Annotated in this window: 13 protein-coding genes; 3 read left to right on the forward strand and 10 right to left on the reverse strand. The window is 75.0% G+C overall.

Going from position 1 to position 18,154, the window contains the following annotated elements:
- Nucleotides 1-64: 64 nt before the first annotated feature.
- A complete protein-coding gene (locus tag ACFVUH_RS02765; protein ID WP_387910701.1) occupies nt 65-2,158 on the reverse strand; it encodes an NB-ARC domain-containing protein in 2,094 nt (697 codons plus the stop codon).
- A 307-nt stretch (nt 2,159-2,465) separates the two neighbouring features.
- Here ACFVUH_RS02765 and ACFVUH_RS02770 point away from each other — a divergent pair, with 307 nt between their 5' ends.
- A complete protein-coding gene (locus ACFVUH_RS02770; RefSeq protein WP_387910703.1) occupies nt 2,466-3,713 on the forward strand; it encodes a chitinase in 1,248 nt (415 codons plus the stop codon).
- Nucleotides 3,714-3,798: 85 nt separating this feature from the next.
- On the opposite strand, the gene ACFVUH_RS02775 is transcribed toward ACFVUH_RS02770, so the two are convergent.
- From ACFVUH_RS02775 to ACFVUH_RS02805, 7 genes are all read right to left on the reverse strand, one after another.
- The gene (locus ACFVUH_RS02775) at nt 3,799-6,861 is read right to left on the reverse strand and encodes a hypothetical protein (protein WP_387910705.1); all 3,063 of its coding nucleotides are present in this window, start codon (nt 6,859-6,861) and stop codon (nt 3,799-3,801) included.
- Nucleotides 6,861-8,756 (reverse strand): HSP90 family protein, encoded by a 1,896-nt coding sequence (locus ACFVUH_RS02780; protein WP_387910706.1) that lies wholly within the window; start codon nt 8,754-8,756, stop codon nt 6,861-6,863. The genes ACFVUH_RS02775 and ACFVUH_RS02780 overlap by 1 nt, the downstream gene beginning before the upstream one ends.
- Before the next feature lie 125 nt (nt 8,757-8,881).
- A complete protein-coding gene (locus ACFVUH_RS02785) occupies nt 8,882-9,853 on the reverse strand; it encodes a hypothetical protein (RefSeq protein WP_387910708.1) in 972 nt (323 codons plus the stop codon).
- Nucleotides 9,854-10,095: 242 nt separating this feature from the next.
- The gene (locus ACFVUH_RS02790; protein ID WP_387910710.1) at nt 10,096-10,977 is read right to left on the reverse strand and encodes a geranyl diphosphate 2-C-methyltransferase; all 882 of its coding nucleotides are present in this window, start codon (nt 10,975-10,977) and stop codon (nt 10,096-10,098) included.
- 15 nt (nt 10,978-10,992) lie between these two features.
- Nucleotides 10,993-12,339: a family 2 encapsulin nanocompartment cargo protein terpene cyclase gene (locus ACFVUH_RS02795; protein WP_387910712.1), complete on the reverse strand. Its 1,347-nt coding sequence runs from the start codon at nt 12,337-12,339 to the stop codon at nt 10,993-10,995.
- 171 nt (nt 12,340-12,510) lie between these two features.
- Complete coding sequence (locus ACFVUH_RS02800) at nt 12,511-13,179, reverse strand: phosphatase PAP2 family protein (RefSeq protein ID WP_355366425.1); 669 nt, start codon at nt 13,177-13,179, stop codon at nt 12,511-12,513.
- 108 nt (nt 13,180-13,287) lie between these two features.
- The gene (locus tag ACFVUH_RS02805; protein ID WP_355366422.1) at nt 13,288-13,938 is read right to left on the reverse strand and encodes a DedA family protein; all 651 of its coding nucleotides are present in this window, start codon (nt 13,936-13,938) and stop codon (nt 13,288-13,290) included.
- Nucleotides 13,939-14,086: 148 nt separating this feature from the next.
- Between ACFVUH_RS02805 and ACFVUH_RS02810 the strand changes: the two genes are divergently transcribed.
- Nucleotides 14,087-14,764 (forward strand): response regulator transcription factor, encoded by a 678-nt coding sequence (locus ACFVUH_RS02810; protein WP_355366419.1) that lies wholly within the window; start codon nt 14,087-14,089, stop codon nt 14,762-14,764.
- Complete coding sequence (locus ACFVUH_RS02815; protein WP_387910714.1) at nt 14,757-16,205, forward strand: sensor histidine kinase; 1,449 nt, start codon at nt 14,757-14,759, stop codon at nt 16,203-16,205. Before ACFVUH_RS02810 ends, ACFVUH_RS02815 begins: the two co-directional genes overlap by 8 nt.
- Nucleotides 16,206-16,277: 72 nt before the next feature.
- On the opposite strand, the gene ACFVUH_RS02820 is transcribed toward ACFVUH_RS02815, so the two are convergent.
- Nucleotides 16,278-16,922 carry a response regulator transcription factor gene (locus tag ACFVUH_RS02820; protein ID WP_355366413.1) on the reverse strand — a complete coding sequence of 215 codons (645 nt, stop codon included), beginning with the start codon at nt 16,920-16,922 and terminating at the stop codon, nt 16,278-16,280.
- Nucleotides 16,874-18,100, reverse strand: a complete 1,227-nt coding sequence (locus tag ACFVUH_RS02825) for a sensor domain-containing protein (protein WP_355366738.1) — start codon at nt 18,098-18,100, stop codon at nt 16,874-16,876. Before ACFVUH_RS02825 ends, ACFVUH_RS02820 begins: the two co-directional genes overlap by 49 nt.
- Nucleotides 18,101-18,154: the final 54 nt, after the last annotated feature.

Below are 18,154 nucleotides of genomic sequence, written 5' to 3' on the forward strand. Positions count from 1 at the left end.
GCAGCGTGGGCGGGACCAGAAGTCGGGCTCGCCGACTTCCTGGGATTCGCAGCCCGGGGTGCCGTCAGGTGAGTGGTGTGGCGGTGCTTCCGTCGGGGCCGCGCAGGGTGGCGGCGGCGGCCCGGTAGACGGCTGCGGCTTCGGCGTCGCCGGTCTCCTCGCTGAGCGCCGACAGGGCGTCCAGCACGCGCAGTTCGTCCCCCGGGGAACGCCGTTCGCGCGCCGCCGTCAGGGCCGCGCGGTACAGGCTCGCGGCCTGCTCCCGGCGGCCGGCCGCGCGGAGGGCGCTGCCCAGCTCGAAGCCGGTCCGGGCGGCCATCCGTTCCCGGCCGAGTGCGGTCGCCTCCGCGTGCGCCTCGGTCAACAGCTCGACGGCCCGCGGCAGTTCGCCCATCGCGACGGCGGCCCGGCCGAGCAGGTAGGTCTGCAGCATCACGCCGTAGGCGTTGCCGATGGCCCGGTGTTCCTCGCGGGCGGCCTCGAAGTCCGGGACGGCCGCGGCCCATTCGCCGCGCACGGAGGCGAGCTTGCCGCGGAACTCCACGGCAGAGGCCCGGAGTTTGCGCTCCTCGGGCGAGTCGCCGAGCAGCCGGGCGCCGTTGACGGCCAGTCGCAGTTCGTCGGCGGCCTGTTCGTAGCGGTGCTGCTCCCAGAGCGGGCGGGCGAGTTGGCAGCGCATGCGGACGGTGGCGGCGAGCCGTTCGGCGCGGACGGCGGCGGCGACACCGCGCCCGAAGGCCTCGATGGCGTCGGCGTAGTGGCGGTGGTCGAGGAAGTGGGTCCAGAGGGCTTCGCAGAGCGCCACCGCCTCCTCGTCGAGCCCGTCCTCCGCGGCGAGCCGGACGCAGCCGTAGAGGGCGAGCCGTTCGGCCTCCAGCCAGTGCAGGGCGGTGGCGGCGTCGGGGAAGGGGAGGTCCGGTACCTCGGCGGGGGCGGGCGCCTCGGCGGCGGGGGCGGAGACGGTCAGCCGGGGGCCGGCCGCGACCAGGTCGGCCCGCCCGGCCTGCCGGCGGTACCAGCGGACCAGCCGGCGCCGCGCGTCAACGGCGTCCGAAGCCGACGCCGAAGCGGCCCGCGCCCGGCGCAGCGCGTGGCCGCGCAGCAGGGCGTGCATGCCGAGGCCGTCGGGCCGCCGCTCCAGCAGCCCGGCGCTGTCGAGTTCGTCGAGCGCGTCGGCGGCCACGTCGAGGTCGGTGCCGAGCAGCGCGGCGGCCGCGTGGTCGTCGACGACGGGCGCGGGGTGGTGCGGCAGCAGCCGGTAGAGCCGCGCCGCGACGGGGCCGAGGCTCGCGTACGCCGCGTCCCAGACGGCCTCCACCACGGGCAGTCCCTCCCGGTCCAGTTCGGTGGTCAGGTCCTCGACGAGCCGGCGCAGTTCGCGGCGCCGGTGGCGGCGGATCCAGCGGCCGGCGACGTAGAGCGCGGCGGGCAGGCCGGCGCAGCGGCGGGCGAGTTCGGCGGCGGCTTCCGGGTCTGCGGCGAGCCGGGGGTCGGCGACGATCCGGCGCAGCAGGTTGGCGGCGTCCTCGGGGCCGAGCGGGCCGAGCGGCAGGTCGAGGAGGCGGACGCCGTCGAGGTCGTACAGCTGGCCCGGGCCGGCCACGATGACGACGCTCGCGGCGGAGGCGGGCAGCAGCGGGCGCAGTTCGGCGCCGCTGCGGGCGTTGTCGACGACCACGACCAGCCGCCGCCCCTGGGTGGCGGTCCAGTACTGGCGGGCGCGGCCACGGAGTTCCTGTTCGGGCCGGGTCTGCGGGTCGAGCGAGCGCAGCAGGTCGCCGAGGGCGTCGGCGGTCTCCACGGCGCCGTCGCGGCGCAGGTCGTCGAGGTCGACGTGGAGGGCGCCGTCCGGGCAGTGGTCGAGCAGCGCGCGGGCGAGTTCGAAGCCCAGCGCGGTCTTGCCGATCCCGCCCATCCCGCTGAGCGCGACGACCAGCGGCCCGCCGCCGTCGCCCGGTCCCTCGGCGACGGCGGCCAGCACCCTGGCGCGTTCGTCGGCGCGGTCCTCGAAGTGCGCGAGTGCCGGCGGCAGCTGGCACGGCACGGCGGCCACCGGCACGGCCGCCTGGTGCACGTGCAGTTCCCCGACGGAGCCTGCCTGCACGATGGCGCCGGCCCGCACCGGCCCTTCCACCCTGTTCCACGTCTCTTCGGCCACCCGTCAACTCTAGGGCCTCTCTTCCGGATCGCGCCGGATTCTCACCCGGAGCAGCGGTCCGGGCGGTTGACGGCCCCTCAGGACAGGTCTATACCAGTGAAGGCCTTGCGGCGGCCCGACCCCGACGCGGGGTCCTGTCGGCCCGGCGCGCCGCCCCCACAGTTGGCGCGGGTGGGCCGTACTCCGCCGTTTCCTGGAGAGGTTGATCCCGATGGAACGTGCCCTTCCCCCACCGACACCGTCGCATCAGCGGCCACGTCCCTCCCACCGAGCCCCCCGGCGGCGGGCCGCCGCCGCGGTGGCCGGGGTGCTCGGTCTGGTGGCCGGCGGCCTGGTGGCCGTCGCCGCCGCGCACGCGGCGCCCACCACGGCCGCCGGCACGGTCGGCGCCGGCGCCCTCGCCGGCGGCATCGGCAGCAACTGGTACGCCTCCGCGCCGTACCTGATGCCCGAGGACAACAGCCCGCCGGACGTCGCCACGGTGATGGACGCCACCGGCCAGAAGGCCTTCCAGCTCGCCTTCATCCTGGACAAGGGCGGCTGCGTCCCGGCCTGGGGCGGGACGTCGCCGATCGACACCGACACCACCATGCCGAACGTCATCCAGACCGTCCGCGCCAAGGGCGGCGACGTCTCGGTCTCCATCGGCGGTTACAACGGCACCAAGCTGGGCCAGACCTGCGGCACGCCGGAGGCGACCGCGGCCGCGTACCAGAAGGTCGTCGACACGTACCGGTTGAAGGCGCTCGACTTCGACCTGGAGGAGCCGGAGTACGAGAACACGGCCGCGATCCACAACGAGATCGGCGCGGCCCGCATCCTCCAGCGCTCCAACCCGGGGCTGTATATCTCGGTCACCACGGCCGGGACCGCCGCCGGCACCGGCTGGTTCGGCCAGCAGATGGTCAACGAGGCGAAGGCGCAGGGCTTCACGCCCGACAACTTCTCGATCATGCCGTTCGACGGCGGCTTCAACGGCGCGGCGGCACAGACCTCCGCGCTGGTGAACTTCAACCAGATCCTGCGCACCACCTTCGGCTGGTCGGAGGCGGACGCCTACGCCCACGAGGGCGTGTCGCAGATGAACGGCCGCACCGACGCGGCCGAGTACTTCCGGCAGGCGGACTTCCAGACGGTGCTGGACTTCGCGCTGGCGCACAGGATGGCCCGCTACACCTACTGGTCGGTCAACCGGGACCGGCAGTGCCCGGGCACGGTCGACCCTGGGCTGTCCGGCTCCTGCTCCAGCGTGGTGCAGAACGACTGGGACTTCACCAGGTTCACGGTGCGGTTCGCGGGGGCCACGCCGCCCACCGACCCCACCGTCTCGCCGACGTCCCCGTCCGCCTCGCCGACGTACACCATGCCGGGGGTCTGCAAGGACCCGGAGTGGCAGCGTGACACGGTGTACACCGCCGGCGCCAAGGTCTCGTACCAGGGCCACGCGTACCAGGCCAAGTGGTGGACGCTCAACGAGGAGCCGACCGCGAGCGGCGAGTGGGGCGTCTGGACGAGGGGGGAGATCTGCGCACCCCGCACCCCCCTGAGCCCCTGACCCCTTGAGCACCTGAGCACCCGAGATCCACCGGGCCCCTGCCGTGCCGCCGCTCCGGGCGGGCCCACGGCAGGGGTCCCGGCCGTCACTCCGCGAGGCGCTCGCGCAGGTCGGTGAGGATCTCCGCCGCCTCCTCCAGCCCGTGCGCCCGGCACCGCTCGGCGGCGGTGGTCAGCCGCTGACGGGCCGCCGCGACGCGGCCGAGGTCGGTGCCCTCGATCAGCGCGGCCAGCCGGACGGCCTCGGCGCGCGGCGTCTCGGCCTGCTCGCCGCCCTCCTCGTAGGCGGCGATCGCCCGGTCGGCCTCGGCGAGCGCCTCCTCGTAGCGGCCGGCCACCGCGTAGACCCGGGTCCGCTCGTAGTGGACGGCGGCGCGCGGGTACCAGGTCTCGACCCCGGGCTCCTCGCGCTCCAGCCGATCGCGCACGGCGTCCGCCTCGGCCAGCCGGGCGAGCGCCGACTCCACGCCGTCCGGGCCCTCCTTCTGCACGGTGAGCCGGGCGAACTGCCGCAGCATCGTGGACACCGGGCCGGGCTGCGGCCACTGCTCGTGCGCGGCGAGCGCCCGGGTGCGGGCGGCGTGCGCGGCCTCCCACCGGTCGGCGTGCACCAGCGCGACGGCCGCCTCCGCGGCGACCATGGTGCGCAGGTGGAGGTCCTCGGTCCAGCCCTCCAGGACGGCGGCCAGCCGCAGGAACTCCTCGGCGGCGTCGCGGTCCTCGTCCAGCGCGAACAGGCCGCGGGCGAGGTCCAGCCGGGCCTGGGCGAGCACCCGCTCGTTCAGGCCGCCGGTGGCCGCGTCGGCCAGCACGGACTCCAGGACGGCCACCGCGTCGGCGGTCCGGTCGGCGCCGGTCAGCACGTCGGCGAGCTGCAGCCTGGTCCGGGCCGCGTCCTCGGCGGCCTCCGGTCCCTTGCGGTCGAAGCGGGACGCGGCCTCGGAGAACGCCCGGATCGCGGCACCGGTGTCGCCGAGCTGGGCATTCGCGTGCCCGGCCATCACATAGGTGGCGGCGAACGGGTACGTCTCGTCGGCCCAGCGGGCGGCCGCCGCCAGGGCGCGGTGCAGCGCCTCGACGGCCCCGGCCGACTCGCCGCTCTGCAGCAGCACCTGCCCCAGCAGACCGTACGCCCGCGGCGTGTGCCAGGGCTGCCCGGCCTGCTCCAGCTCGGCGACGACGGCCCGCAGTTCCTCCGCGGCCTCGTCGAGCCGGCCCTGCCGGGCGGCCGCGTCGGCGCGGTACTGGCGGGCCACGGCCAGCCGGCGGGCGGAGCCGCGCTCGGCCGCCGCCTCGCGGTAGGCCGTGACGGCGGCGGCGAAGCGCGCGGCCTGCTCGGCCGGCGGCTGCTCCGGCGGCTCGGGCAGCGCCCGGACCAGCTCCTGGTGGGCGGCGTAGGCGCGGCACTGGAGGACGACCAGGTAGTCGTCGTCGGTGATGCCCGGCGCACCGCCGGCGGCCGAGGTGGCGGCCAGTTCCTCGGCGCGGGCCAGCGCGGCGTCCAGGGCCGCCCAGTCGATCACCGGCGCGGGGGCCGCCACCGGCTCGCCGGTCCCGTCAGCCCCGTCGACGCCCTCGACCCCGTCGGTCCCCTCGTCCTCCTCGTCGTCCTCGTCGTCCCGGACGAGTTCGGCGACCAGTGCCCTGGTTCGGGCCGCCAGCGCCTGGCCGACCAGCCCCTCCCGCCGGTACAGCCCGCCGGCGGCCAGCAGCTGCGCGGTGCCCTCCACCCAGTCGCCGCGGTCGAGTGCGTCGTGCGCCCGCCGCTCGGCGAGCTCGGCACGCAGCTGCCCGAGCGGCCCGGCGTCCGCGCCGAGCAGCCCCTGGAGGGCGGCCTCCTCCACGGCGCTCTCCTCGGCAGCGCTCTCCTCGGCAGCCGTGAACCGCTCGGCGATCCGCTTCCAGAGCCGGTCCGCGTCCGGGTGGCCGACCAGCTGCAGCTCACGGGCGCGCAGCAGCAGCGCGGTGAAGTCCTCCGGCTCCGGCTCGGTCTCCCGGGCCGGGACCGCCGGGACGACCGGCACGGCCGCGAGCTCCGGCGCGGCCGCCGCCCGCACGCCGAGGGCGAGCGGTTCGGCGAGCAGCGGCCGACGGGCGAGCCGGTCACGACGCCGGCCGCTGACCGCCGCGGTGCCGTTGCGGGCGTCGAAGCGGGCGGCGAGCGCGTCCGCCTCGGTGCGCAGGTGGGCGAGCAGGGTGTCGACGGTCCAGCTCGCGCCGGGCGGGCCGCTGACGGTCAGCTCGCCGTGCCCGGCCCGGGCCAGGCCGGCGATCAGCACCTCGACGCCGGTGAGGAAGTCCAGCCGGCTGACCGGGTCGCCGGTCATGCCGAACAGGTCGCGGTTCTCGGCGAGCAGCTCCAGGCCGCGCGGCTCGTTGCCGGACAGCGCGCAGAACTCGATGTGCAGGCCGACCGAGCGGGCCAGCCCGCTCTTGCCGCGGGCGAAGCGGTAGCCCACCAGGTGGCTGGAGCGGGCCTCGTCGAGCCGGCCCTGGCGCAGCAGCGGCAGCAGCGCCTGGGCGTGGCTGACGTAGGGCTCCTCGGCGCAGGTGGCCTCGCCGCCGAGCACCGGCCGCCAGACGTCCAGCGCGGTCGCGTCGTCGCCCTGGCGCAGGTGGTGGACGGCACGGGCGCGGATCTCGCAGGCGTGGCAGTCGCTCAGCTCGGTGCGCGGGCGCCCGGCCCACAGCTCGTAGGCGTCCTGGACGTCCTCGCCGAGGTGCGCGGCGAGGTGGAAGCGCTGGGCGTAGTACGGCTGCAGGCCGTGCCCGGCGGCGCGGTAGCGGCTGCGCATCTCGTCGTGCCAGCGGCGGATCGCGGCGAGCGGCACGTCGGGGGTGCCGAGCAGCGAGGTGGCGACCCACTTGAAGCGCCAGAACACCTGCTGCTGCGACCACTCGCCGAAGCCGTCCGGGTCGGCGTCCCAGAGTTTGAGGACGCGGGCGAAGACGACCGGGGACTTGCTCCGCTCGCCGTCGTACTCGTAGGCCTCCATCAGTTCGAGCAGGGCCATGGCGCGGACCGCGGTGTCGTCGAACTGCTCGGCGGCGTCGACGAGTTCCTCGGCGGTGACGGTCCGCTGCCGCCCGTAGGGGCGGTCGTCGTTCTCGCGCAGCGCGGTCATCACCGCGTCGATGCTGTTCAGCATCACGCCTCCTTCGCGTCGGAGCCGCCGGAGCCGCCGGAGCTGCCGGAGCCGCCGGACGCGGCCTCGTGCCCGAGCATCGCGTGGTCGAGCAGGCTGATGAACGAGCGGTTCAGCAGCGCGCTCTCGCTGGAGGTGAGCGGCCGCCGGGTGAGCAGCACGGCCTGCCCGTAGAGCGTCTCGACGGCGGTGACGGCGAGTTCGCGGTCGCCGATCGAGGCCGCCCGCCGGACCAGCGGGTTGAGGTGGTTGAGGACGAGCTGGGCGCGGGGCACCTCGGCGCGCAGCGAGCCGAGGATGTCGGCCCACAGCCCGTCGGCCTCGTCGGCGAGCTGGGCGCGGGTGCGCTCGTGCCGGGCCTCCCGGTTGTCGAGCAGCAGGGCGGGCGCGCTGGTCGGGTGGAAGCTGCGCAGGGCGACGTCGCAGTCGAAGCGGCCGACCACCTCGCGCGCGGTGGTCAGGAAGGCCGAGGCGGCGAGTTCGGCGGCCGGGTCGACGGTGTCCAGGTGCGCGGTGACGGTGCTCGGGTCGAGGTCCGCGACGGAGGTGCCGGGGCGGATCTCGGGCAGCCGGTGCACGAGGTCGCGGTCGTAGGTGTAGCCGCCGTTGACGACGCCGAGGCCGGCGGCGCCGGCGATCGGGGCGACCTGGCGGAACTCCTCGACGGTGCGGGTGACCAGCACCACCGGGTGGGTGCGGGCGAACTCGTCCAGGGTGACGTTGCCGTCGGTGGTCTCGAACGGCAGCCAGGGCAGCAGCATCCGCAGCAACTCGTCGTCGTAGCGGGCGAGTTCCTTGACGGCCAGGTGGTGCACCGAGATGAACCGGTGGAGCAGCGCCGGGTCGCTGGCGGACAGGCCGGTGAGCCAGTCGCGGATCCGGACGCCGAGCGCGTCGCGGACGGCGGCGAGCGTCTCGTCGGCGTACAGGCCCTCACGGCTGGCGGTGGGCCGCAGGCCGTCGGTGTCGACCACGCAGCGCACGAAGAACGCCCAGTCGGGCAGGAGCTCGTCGGCGTGGTCGGAGAGCAGCATGCCCTTGAGGTGCACCCGGTGGCCGGCCCGGCGCGACGGCGGGACGGCGTCGGGCAGCACGTAGGCGACGCCGCGCAGGCCGACCAGCGGGAGGTCCAGCTCGATGGTGTCGAGCGGGGTGAAGTCGAAGGTGGAACGGCAGTAGGCGGCCAGCGCCTCGCGGCGGGCCAGCGGGGAACCGTGCTGGGCGGCCCACGGCGGGGTGTGGTTGACCCGGGTGGCGTCGCCGCGGCCGTCGATGACGGTGACCTCGTGGCGCAGCAGGCTGCCGAAGTCCCGGGCGAGGGTCAGCACCCGGTCGGCGCGGGTCCACTCGGCGGCGTCGGAGCGGGGTGCGAGGCGGACGGTGGTGCCGGGCTCGGGCTTGGCGTCGGCGGGCAGGGTGCGGATGGTGTAGCGGCCGTCGGAGCCGCCGCGCCACTCGATGACCGGGGCGTCGGGGGTCGCGGCGGAGCGGGTGACGACGGTGATCTCGTCGGCGACCACGAAGCAGGCGAGCAGGCCGATGCCGAACTGGCCGATGAAGTCGCCGCGGGCGCGGGCGAGTCCGTCGCCGTCGAGGCGGCCGTCGGCGTCCCGCTTGGAGCTGCGGCCGATGGTGGCGAGGAAGGTGTGGACGTCCTGCTCGGTGAGGCCGATGCCGGTGTCGGTGATGCTGAGGTCGCCGTCGGCGCGGACGGTGATGGCGGCGGGCGCGGACGGGTCCAGGGCCTGCCGGGCGGAGATCGCGTCGACCGCGTTCTGCAGGAGTTCGCGCAGGTAGACGCGGGGGCTGGAGTAGAGGTGGTGGGAGAGCAGGTCGACCAGGCCGCGCAGGTCGACCTGGAAGGTGTGCGCACTCGTCGGGTTCTCGGATGGGGACACCGGTGACTCTTTCGATCGCAAGGGGCGGGTCGGACTTCGGCGGCCTCGGGGCGGGACGGCCCGGGCGGCCGGGCGGCGCGTTCGGTCGCCGCTCCACGGGCTCTGTGCGGGCTGGTCGCGCCTGCTCAGCGCGGCACGCAGCGGTCCCGGTGGACCTGGAAGTTGTCGGCCTCGTCGCCGCCGAGGTAGTACCAGGGCCACTCGGTGGCGACGTCGTCGAGGGTGGCGAACACCGCGTGGGCGAGCTCGCGCTCGTCGGCCAGCGAGAGCACCATGGCGAAGGCGTTGTGGGTGGCCCGCCAGTCGCGCCGGCGCCGGTAGGCCGGGTGCAGCACGGAGCGCAGCACCGCCTCGCGCAGCGAGGAGCGCACGGCGGGACCGGTCAGGTAGGCGTGGTCCTCGCCGTCCGCCAGGTCCAGCCAGTGCTCCAGGTGGGCGAGGGCGACCAGTTCGCCGAGCGGACTGCCCTCGGGGGCGCCGAGCATCGCGGTACGGGCGAAGGCGTGCATCTCCTCGTGGGAGCCGCCCCACTTGGCGCAGAGCTGCTGGAGGCGCTGCTGGTGGGAGGCCAGGTGCTCCGGATCGCGGCGCAGCGCGGCCTCGAAGCGGGTGGTGGCGACGGTGCGGCCGAGCGAGGCGCCGCGCGCCGCGATCTGGAGGAAGAACCAGGGGGCGAGCCAGCGGGGCTCGCGCTCGGCCACCTCCAGCAGCTGCTCCTCGGCGGTCTCCAGCCGCTCGCCGAACAGCCGCCACTGGTCCTCGGTGACGTGCTTGGCGCGGGCGCCGGTGCGGGCGTCCCAGGCCCAGGCGATCTGCCGGGCGCCGGAGAGCAGCAGCACCAGGGTGTCCTCGGGCCGTTCGGCGACGGCCTTGGCGAGCCACTCCTCGGTGCCCTCGAGGTCGGAGAGCCGGTGCACCAGCCAGGTCAGCTCGCCCTGGTCGGGGACGGCCGCGAGGGCGGGGCCGAGGGCGGCCCAGTCGCCGGCGTCGGCGAGGGCGCGCAGCCGGCGCAGTTCCTCGTCGCCGTGCGAGAGGTCGAGCACGGGGGGCAGCGCGCGCGGCGTCCTCCGCCCGGTCAGGCGGCGGAAAAAGGACATGGTGCGGCCCCCCTGAGACCTCGTCGACCGGCACGGTCGTCGGCATCGTTCGTATGGCCTCGCAGTGGCCAATCGGATGATGCACTGCATATCACGTGCCACCGACGTCCCGGTGAGCAGCCCTCTTCCGGAAGCCCCCCTGCCGGGCCCCGCCGGACGACGGCGGACGACGGCGGACGACGGCGGACCCGGCCCCGCCGCCGTTCGGCCGGGCCGGGTCCTCGCCGTGCGGCGACGCGGGGTCAGACCCGGTCGGCGGCGATCAGCAGGTACTGGAAGGAGCCGTCCTTGTAGGAGTTGATGAACGCCTCCTCGATGCCGGTCACCAGGGACGGCACGGTGGCCCGCAGCTCCCAGTACGGGAGGGTGGCGGCGGTCAGGTCGACGACGGCGTTCGGGACGAGGCGGTTGTCGGCCATCGCGCGCAGGTACTCGCGGCGGGAGTGGATGTTGCACTCGAAGTGGGCGTTGATCTGCGAGACCCACTTCGACGGCTGGCCGTAGATCGGGTTCCAGCAGCCGGTGATGGTCACGTACCGGCCGCCGACGGACAGGATCCGGGAGTGCTCGGCGAACAGGTCGTGCAGGTCGACGTACATGCTGGACTCGTTGTTCCACGAGGCCCGCACGGTGCCGCTGTCGAACGGCATGTCGAGCATGTTGCGGACCTGGGCGTGCACCGAGTCGTCGATGCCGAGCTCCTTGGCCCGCCGGTTGCCGAACTCGGCCTGCTTGGCCGACAGGGTCACGCCCTCGACCTTGCAGCCGAAGCGCTGGTGGGCCATGACCATCGAGCCGCCGCGGCCGCAGCCCGCGTCGACCAGGGTGTGCTCGGGGCGGATGTCCCCCAGGCTGTCGAGCAGCACGTCGGTCTGCGCGGACTCCAGCCGGTGCAGTTCGGCGACGAGCTTCTTCTCGCGCTCGCTGTCGTCCGGGGCGCCCAGCGCCGACTGGTCGACCTCGCCGATGCCGTAGTGGTGGTGGTAGAGGCCGTCCACGTCGCCGAGGCGCAGGTTCACCGGCCGGGCCTCATGATCCCAGTAACGGGCGATGTCGCCCTGGTAGGGAGTGGCCGGCCCGGGGACGGCGGTGCGGGTGACGGGGGTGGTGTCGGTGACGGACACGGTTCAGCTCCTTGGTTACCAGAAGTCGGGAAGGCTGTAGCGGTAGGTATTGGTCTGGTGCCAGTAGTGGTTGCCGTCGACCCACGCGGCGACCCCGCGCAGGAAGCGCACCACCACCGGGACGGGGGTGGCGGCGGCCAGCGCCGCGGCCTCCGCCTCGAAGGCGTGCATCAGCTCGTTGTGCACCTCGACGGCCTTCAGGTAGCCGTCGCGGTCGCCGACGCCCTCGCGCTCGGAGATCACCACCGGCAGGTTGAGGTGCCGGCCGGGGCTCGCCAGCTCCTTGGTGTACGAGTACAGGTCGTTGACGATGGTGGTGGCGTTGGAGGCGAGCGCGATGACCCGCTGCATGGCCGGGCGGGCGTGCAGGTCGGCGGGCAGCTCGTAGCCGCCGACGGTGTCCGTGATGGTCGGGCAGGGGCGGAAGTTGTTGAACTGCCGCATCGACAGGTACTCCCACACCTCCGGGACGTGGCCCTCCTGGTCCCAGGCGGCCTCGGCGAGGTAGCCGAGGTGCAGCCGCGCCATGTCGTGCCGGAACCGGTCCGCCTGGGAGGCGGTGGCCGCGCCGGTGAAGTGCTCCATCGCCGAGCGGTACGCCCGCCGGGGCGCGTCCGACAGCAGCGACTCCTGCCAACCGCCCTGGTACTCCGCGGTGGTGTGCACCGGGTCGAGGGCGGTGTGGGCGAGCAGCAGCCGGCTGCCGAGGCCGACCGGCGAGCCGCCGAGGTCCTCGCAGTAGCAGTCGTCGACGGCGTTCTCGGCCACCATCAGCCGGGTGGCGAGCATGATGTGGTCGACGCTCGGGGCGTCCGGGTGGCAGGCGACCATGTACCGGCTCACCGAGAAGCCGTCGAACTGTTCCTCCCAGTCCGGCGGGTAGAGCTCGATCTCCTCGGCCCACAGCTTGATCCGGCGGTTCACCTCCGCCACCCGCCCGGCGTCCGGCTCGGCCACGGGGTGGAAGTACAGGCCGGGAACCGGGTCGCCGGACTTCGGCTTGCCGGAGGGCACTTCCGCCCCCGCGCCGGCCGGCGCCTCCACGACCTGACGCGGCGCCAGGTTCAGTCCGGCGGTGCCGATCCCGCTCGGCCCGCGGAGCAGTTGCTCCAGGGCCGTCCCGCTCATGACCGCACCGCCGCGCGCCGGAACAGGTGCGGTTGCCGCTGCGACGCCGGCGGTGTCTCGTTGCTCGTGGCCACGGGCATGGGAGAACCTTCCTCTGTGAAGGGGGACGGGCCATGACGGGCCGTCGGCCGTCGCCTCCGCCCCGGGAAGAGGGGATCTCCGCGCTGCTGCGGCGGCCCCGTCTCGCTTGCGCCCAACCGTAGGCGGGGCGGAACGATCTGGGCCGCTTCCCATGATCCTGTGCACTCGAAAGGGTGAACGTTCACATCAGTCGCGTTTGAAATGGCGCATCTGATGATCGGTTCGGACCGGCACCCATGACGAAGCGGCCCCGCCGGGTTGGCGGGGCCGCTTCGCAAGGGTCGTTCCGGTACCGACGGAGCGCCGGTCCGGCTCGGCCGTGTGCTACCGCCGCGCGTGCTCCGGCAGGAGCGCGGAGGCGACCGCGCCGGCGGCCAGCCAGCCGACGGCGAGCAGCCAGCCGGCCAGCACGTCCAGCGGCCAGTGCACCCCGAGGTAGATCCGGGTCAGGCCGATCGTCCCCGCGAACAGCACCGCGCCGACGACGGCCGGGCGGGTGGCGGCGGGGCGGACGCGGGCGACGGCGAGCGCGAGCAGGCCGGCGCAGAGGGCGGAGGTGAAGGCGTGCCCGGAGGGGAAGGCGAAGCCGGAGGCGCTGAACGCCCAGTCCGTCTCCGGCGGCCGGGGCCGGCCGAAGGCGTGCATCAGGCCCTGGCGCAGCAGTTGCCCCAGGGCCAGCCACAGCACCGGCAGGAGCAGCGCCCGGGCCACGGTCCAACGGGACCTCGGCGATCCGGCGCCGCGCCGGGCGATCAGGACGCCCGCGGCCAGCGCCAGCAGGTAGGGGAACAGGTCGGTGCCGAGGGAGGTCACCGCCATCGCCGTGGCGCGGGCGACCGGCGGCCGGTGGGCGGTGCCCCAGTCGACGGCCGACCGCTCGAAGGCGAACGGCGCCCAGCCGTGGGCGGCGACCACGACCGCGAGCACCGCGAAGGCCGCCCAGGTGGCGGCGAGCACGGCCGGCCACCGCCGACCCGTCGTGCGGTCGCCCATCGGCTCAGCCCTCCTGCCCGTGCCCGGGCCACCGGTCCGCGGCTCCGCGCGGCCAGGGTAGCGGCCCGGCGTCCGGACGACCGAGCGGGCCGGGGACCGTCCTCGTGCTCACCGGTGCCCGGCCCGTCGGCGCGAGCGCAGCAGCTCCAGCAGCAGAGGCAGCAGCGAGAGCACGACGACGACCGCGACGATCGGCAGCAGGTAGCGGTCGACGTTCGGCACCGAGGAGCCCAGGGCGTAGCCGGCGAGGACCAGGCCGAGCGTCCAGACCAGGCCGCCGACCACCTGCCACAGGGTGAAGGTGCGCACGTTCACGCCGAGCGCGCCGGCCAGCGGGTTGAGCACGGTGCGCACCACCGGGACGAAGCGCGCGAGGACGACGGCCTTGCCGTGCCCGTAGCGGGTGAGGAGTTCCTCGGCCCGCACCGCGCCCTCGTGCAGCCGCTTGTTGCGGGAGCGTGCGAGCAGGGCCCGCCCGCCGCGCCGGCCGATGACGTAGCCCGTCTGGGCCCCGGCCAGGGCGCCGACGGCGGAGGCGGCCAGGACCTGGGCAAGGTTCAGGTGGGGGCCGCTGTGGGTGCCGGTGGTGCACAGCAGGCCGGCGGTGAACAGCAGCGAGTCGCCGGGCAGGAAGAAGCCGACCAGCAGCCCGGTCTCGGCGAACAGGACGACGGCGATGCCCAGCGCGCCGAACGCGCCGAGCAGCGATCCGGCGTCCAGGGGGTTGACGGCCAGCAGGGCGGCCGAGGGCGACGGCATGGTCGGGACCTCTCCGTGAGCGGAAGCGCTACGGTCCGGGCCCGGTACCCGGACGACAGCGCCAGCATGGCGGGCCGATGCTGAAGATCCGCTGAAGACGGCACGGCCCCCGCCCCCGACCGGCCCGGACACCTGCCACCCTGGGGACATGCGAGTACTCGTGGTGGAGGACGAACGACGGCTGGCCCAGGCGCTGCGGCTCGGGCTGACCGCCGAGGGATTCACCGTCGACCTCGCCCACGACGGCCTCACCGGCCTCGCCCGCGCCACCGACCACGCCTACGACGTGATCGTGCTGGACATCATGCTGCCCGGCCTCAACGGCTACCGGGTGTGCTCACGGCTGCGGGCCGCCGGCAGCGACGCCGGCATCCTGATGCTGACCGCCAAGGACGGCGAGTGGGACGAGGCCGAGGCCCTCGACACCGGCGCCGACGACTACCTGTCCAAGCCGTTCTCCTTCGTCGTCCTGGTCGCCCGCCTCAGGGCCCTGGCCCGCCGCATCGGCACCCGCGCGCCCCGGCGCACCGTGCTCGGGGACCTCGTCGTCGACTCCGCCGCCCGCACCTGCACCCGCGCCGGCACCGGCATCGCGCTGACCCCGCGCGAGTTCGCCGTCCTCGACCACCTGGCCCGCCGGGCCGGCGAGGCCGTCTCCAAGCGCGAGATCCTCGAACAGGTCTGGGACAGCGGGCCGGACAGCGACCCCAACACCGTCGAGGTGCACATCAGCGCGCTGCGCCGCAAGATCGACACCCCGTTCGGCCGCGCCGCCGTGCAGACCGTGCGCGGCGCCGGCTACCGGCTGGCGGCCGACGGTGGCTGAGCCGACGCGCCCCGCCCCCCGACGCGGTGCGGCGCGCGGGGCCGGGGCCCTGTGGCACCGGCTCGCCCGGCACCCCCGGGCCGTCGCGCTGCTCGACCGCCTCGCGCCGCGCTCCGTGCGCACCCGCACCACCCTGGCGGCCTGCGCGAGCGTCGCCGTCGTCCTGTTCGTCGCCTCCGCCGCCGTGCTCCTGCTGCTGCGCGCCAACCTCGAACGCACCGTCGAGACGGGCGCCCGCGAGCAGGCCCAGGCCGTCGCCCGCCTCGCCTCCGGCGGCCACCTGCCGGCCCAGCTCGCCCTGGACCACGGCACCGACTTCATCCAGGTCACCGACCACGCCGGCACCGTGGTCGCCGCCAGCCAGAACCTCGCCGGTCACCCGCCGCTGACCGGCGCCGGGACCGGCCCCGGCACCTTCGACCTCGGCGTCCTCGGCGACGAGCACCACCAGCGCGTCACCACTCTCACCGCCGACACCCCCACCGGCCCCGTCACCGTCCGGGTCGGCGCCTCGCTGCGCACCGTCGACACCGCCGAGGACCTCACCACCGCGGCCCTCGCCGGCCTCAGCGCCGTCCTGCTGCCGACCGTCGGCGTGCTCACGTGGCGGGCCACCGGCCGGGCGCTGCGCCCCGTCGAGGCGATCCGGGCCGAGGTCGCCGCGATCGGCGACCGCGATCTCGACCGGCGCGTCCCGGTCCCCGCCAGCGAGGACGAGATCGCCGGTCTGGCCCGCACCATGAACGCCATGCTCGACCGCCTCGAAGCCGCCGGCACCCGCCAGCGCCGCTTCATCGCCGACGCCTCCCACGAGCTGCGCAGCCCGCTCACCGTGCTGCGCACCCAGCTGGAGGTCGCCCTCGCCCACCCCGACCCGCAGGTGCGGCAGGAGCTGGTCGCCGGGGCCCTCCAGGACACCGAACGCCTCCAGGCCCTCGCCACCGACCTGCTGCTCCTCGCCCGGCTCGACACCACCGGCCAGGACCGCCCCGGCGAGGCGGTGGACCTCGCCGAACTCGTCCGCGCGAGCGTCGCCCCGGGCGGACCGCGGGCCCGTCCGGTCACCGTCCACGCCTCCGGGTCGATCACCGTCGACGGCAACCCGCTGTGGCTCGGCCGGCTGCTGACCAATCTGCTCGACAACGCTCGGCGTCACGCCCGCAGCCGGGTCACCGTTCGGCTGTCCACCGACGCCGCCACCGGTGACGCCGTCCTCGACGTCGCCAACGACGGTCCCGCCATCGACCCCGCCGACCGGGAGCGGATCTTCGAACGCTTCACCCGGCTCGACGACGCCCGCAGCCGCGACGACGGCGGCACCGGCCTCGGCCTGCCCATCGCCCGGGACATCGCCGTCCTCCACGGCGGGACGCTCACCGTCGAGGACGGACCCGACGGCGTCACCTTCCGCGCCCGGCTGCCGCGCACCCGGGCCCGCTGAGCCCGGCCCGCTGAGCCCGGCCCGCCCGCGCCGCCCGGGCCGGCCACCGGGCTCGGGTGGTGCCGGGCTGACTCAGGCGTTGAGGTAGGCGAGGACCGCCAGCACGCGCCGGTTGCTGTCACTGTCCGGGGCGAGCACGAGCTTGGCGAAGATGTTCGAGATGTGCTTGGCCGCCGCGCCCTCGGTGATGAAGAGGCGGTGGGCGATGGCGGTGTTGGAGCAGCCCTCGGCCATCAGCTCCAGGACGCCGCGCTCCCGTGCGGTGAGGGAGCCGAGCGGCTTGTCGCGCGCGTGGCTCACCATCAGCTGGGAGATCACCGCGGGGTCCATGGCGGTGCCGCCGGCCGCGACCCGGCGGACCGCGTCGATGAACTGCTCGTTGTCGAAGACGCTGTCCTTGAGCAGGTAGCCGATGCCACCGGTGCCGTCGGCGAGCAGTTCCCCGGCGTACATCTGCTCGACGTGCTGGGAGAGCACCAGGATCGGCAGTCCGGGGATCTCGCGCCTGGCCCGCAGGGCGGCGCGGAGGCCCTCGGTGGTGAAGGTCGGCGGCAGCCGGACGTCGACGATCAGGATGTCGGGACGGTGCCTGGCGGCGGCTTCGAGCAGGTCGGGGCCGTTGTCGACGGCCGCCACGGTCTCGAAGCCGTAGGCGTCCAGCAGCTGGATCAGCCCCTGCCTGAGGAGGAAGAGGTCTTCGGCGAGGACAACACGCACGGTATCTCCATCGTGATCGCGGTCGGGCCGCCCGGCGGGCTGGCGACGTCGAGGGTGCCGTCGAAGGTGGCCAGCCGGCGGCGGATGCCGTGCAGGCCGGTCCCCCCGGCGGCGTCGGCACCGCCCCGGCCGTCGTCGGCGACCCGGGCGTGCAGCACGGCGCCGTCGTGCCAGGCACGTACCTCGACGTGCTCGGCGCCGGAGTGCTTCAGGGCGTTGGTCAGCAGTTCGGACACCGCGAAGTACAGGGCGGATTCGAGCGGCGGCGGCACCCGGCCCGGGAGGCTCACCGCCACCTCGGTCCGGAGCGGACTGGCCAGGCCGAGGGCGCGCAGCGCGTCGGCCAGGCCGCGTTCGGCGAGCACCGGGGGGTGGATGCCGCGCACCAGGTCGCGCAGCTCGCGCAGGGCCGCGACGGACGAGGCCCGGGCGTCGCGCAGCAGTCTGCGGGCCTCCTCCGACTCGCCGCCGAGGTGGCGTTCGAGCGCCCCGAGGGTCAGGCCGAGGCCGACCAGCCTGGCCTGGGCGCCGTCGTGCAGGTCGCGTTCGATCCGGCGCAGTTCGGCGGCGGCCGTCTCCACCGCGCCGGACCGGGTCTCGGCCAGGTGCCGGACCCGCAGGGCGAGCCGGGAGCGCTCGGTGGGGCCGAGCAGCAGGCGGGTGAAGTGCGCGTGGGCGGTGAGGAGGAGCGGGCTGCAGCGGACCCAGACGACGAAGAGCACCGCCGCCGCCAGCGCCGCCAGGAGAGCGGTGGGCCCGCTCCGGACCGGGACGAAGAAGTACTCGCGCGCGGTGCCCTGCGCCCTCAGCACCGGCCGCCACAGGCCGAGGGCCAGCGCGAACCCTTCGAGGACGTAGTAGAGCACCGCGGCGGGCAGGAAGCCGGTCAGGCCGACGACCGAGTTGAGCAGCAGCCAGAGCAGGTCCCGCCAGCTGGCCGGGTCGGTCAGGATCCACTTGCAGCGGCGGATCCAGCCGACGATGTCCTTCTCGAACTCCGGGGGCTCCGGCCGGTAGGGAACGTCGACCCGGACCCCCACCCGGGCGGCCGCGCGCCGGTTGGCGTTGCACAGCCGGCGCACCCACCCGGTCACGATCGGCAGCGCCGCCGCGCCGATCCCGATGACGAGGAGGATCACGAAGTAGCCGGTGATCACGAACAGGCAGACGGAGAGCATGGCGCCCAGGGCGATCAGCACACCGGCCACCAGGTCTCCCCCGGCCCGGCGCAG

Source organism: Kitasatospora sp. NPDC058032 (assembly GCF_042885845.1).
Classification (GTDB): domain Bacteria; phylum Actinomycetota; class Actinomycetes; order Streptomycetales; family Streptomycetaceae; genus Kitasatospora.

What these genes read in the sequence shown, in the direction of transcription:
- ACFVUH_RS02775 (WP_387910705.1), bottom strand. Translation starts at nt 6,861, where the DNA reads ATGCTGAACAGCATCGACGCGGTGATGACCGCGCTGCGCGAGAACGAC.
- ACFVUH_RS02800 (WP_355366425.1), bottom strand. Translation starts at nt 13,179, where the DNA reads ATGGGCGACCGCACGACGGGTCGGCGGTGGCCGGCCGTGCTCGCCGCC.
- ACFVUH_RS02825 (WP_355366738.1), bottom strand. Translation starts at nt 18,100, where the DNA reads ATGCTCTCCGTCTGCCTGTTCGTGATCACCGGCTACTTCGTGATCCTC.
- ACFVUH_RS02795 (WP_387910712.1), bottom strand. Translation starts at nt 12,339, where the DNA reads ATGGGAAGCGGCCCAGATCGTTCCGCCCCGCCTACGGTTGGGCGCAAG.
- ACFVUH_RS02810 (WP_355366419.1), top strand. Translation starts at nt 14,087, where the DNA reads ATGCGAGTACTCGTGGTGGAGGACGAACGACGGCTGGCCCAGGCGCTG.
- ACFVUH_RS02785 (WP_387910708.1), bottom strand. Translation starts at nt 9,853, where the DNA reads ATGTCCTTTTTCCGCCGCCTGACCGGGCGGAGGACGCCGCGCGCGCTG.
- ACFVUH_RS02805 (WP_355366422.1), bottom strand. Translation starts at nt 13,938, where the DNA reads ATGCCGTCGCCCTCGGCCGCCCTGCTGGCCGTCAACCCCCTGGACGCC.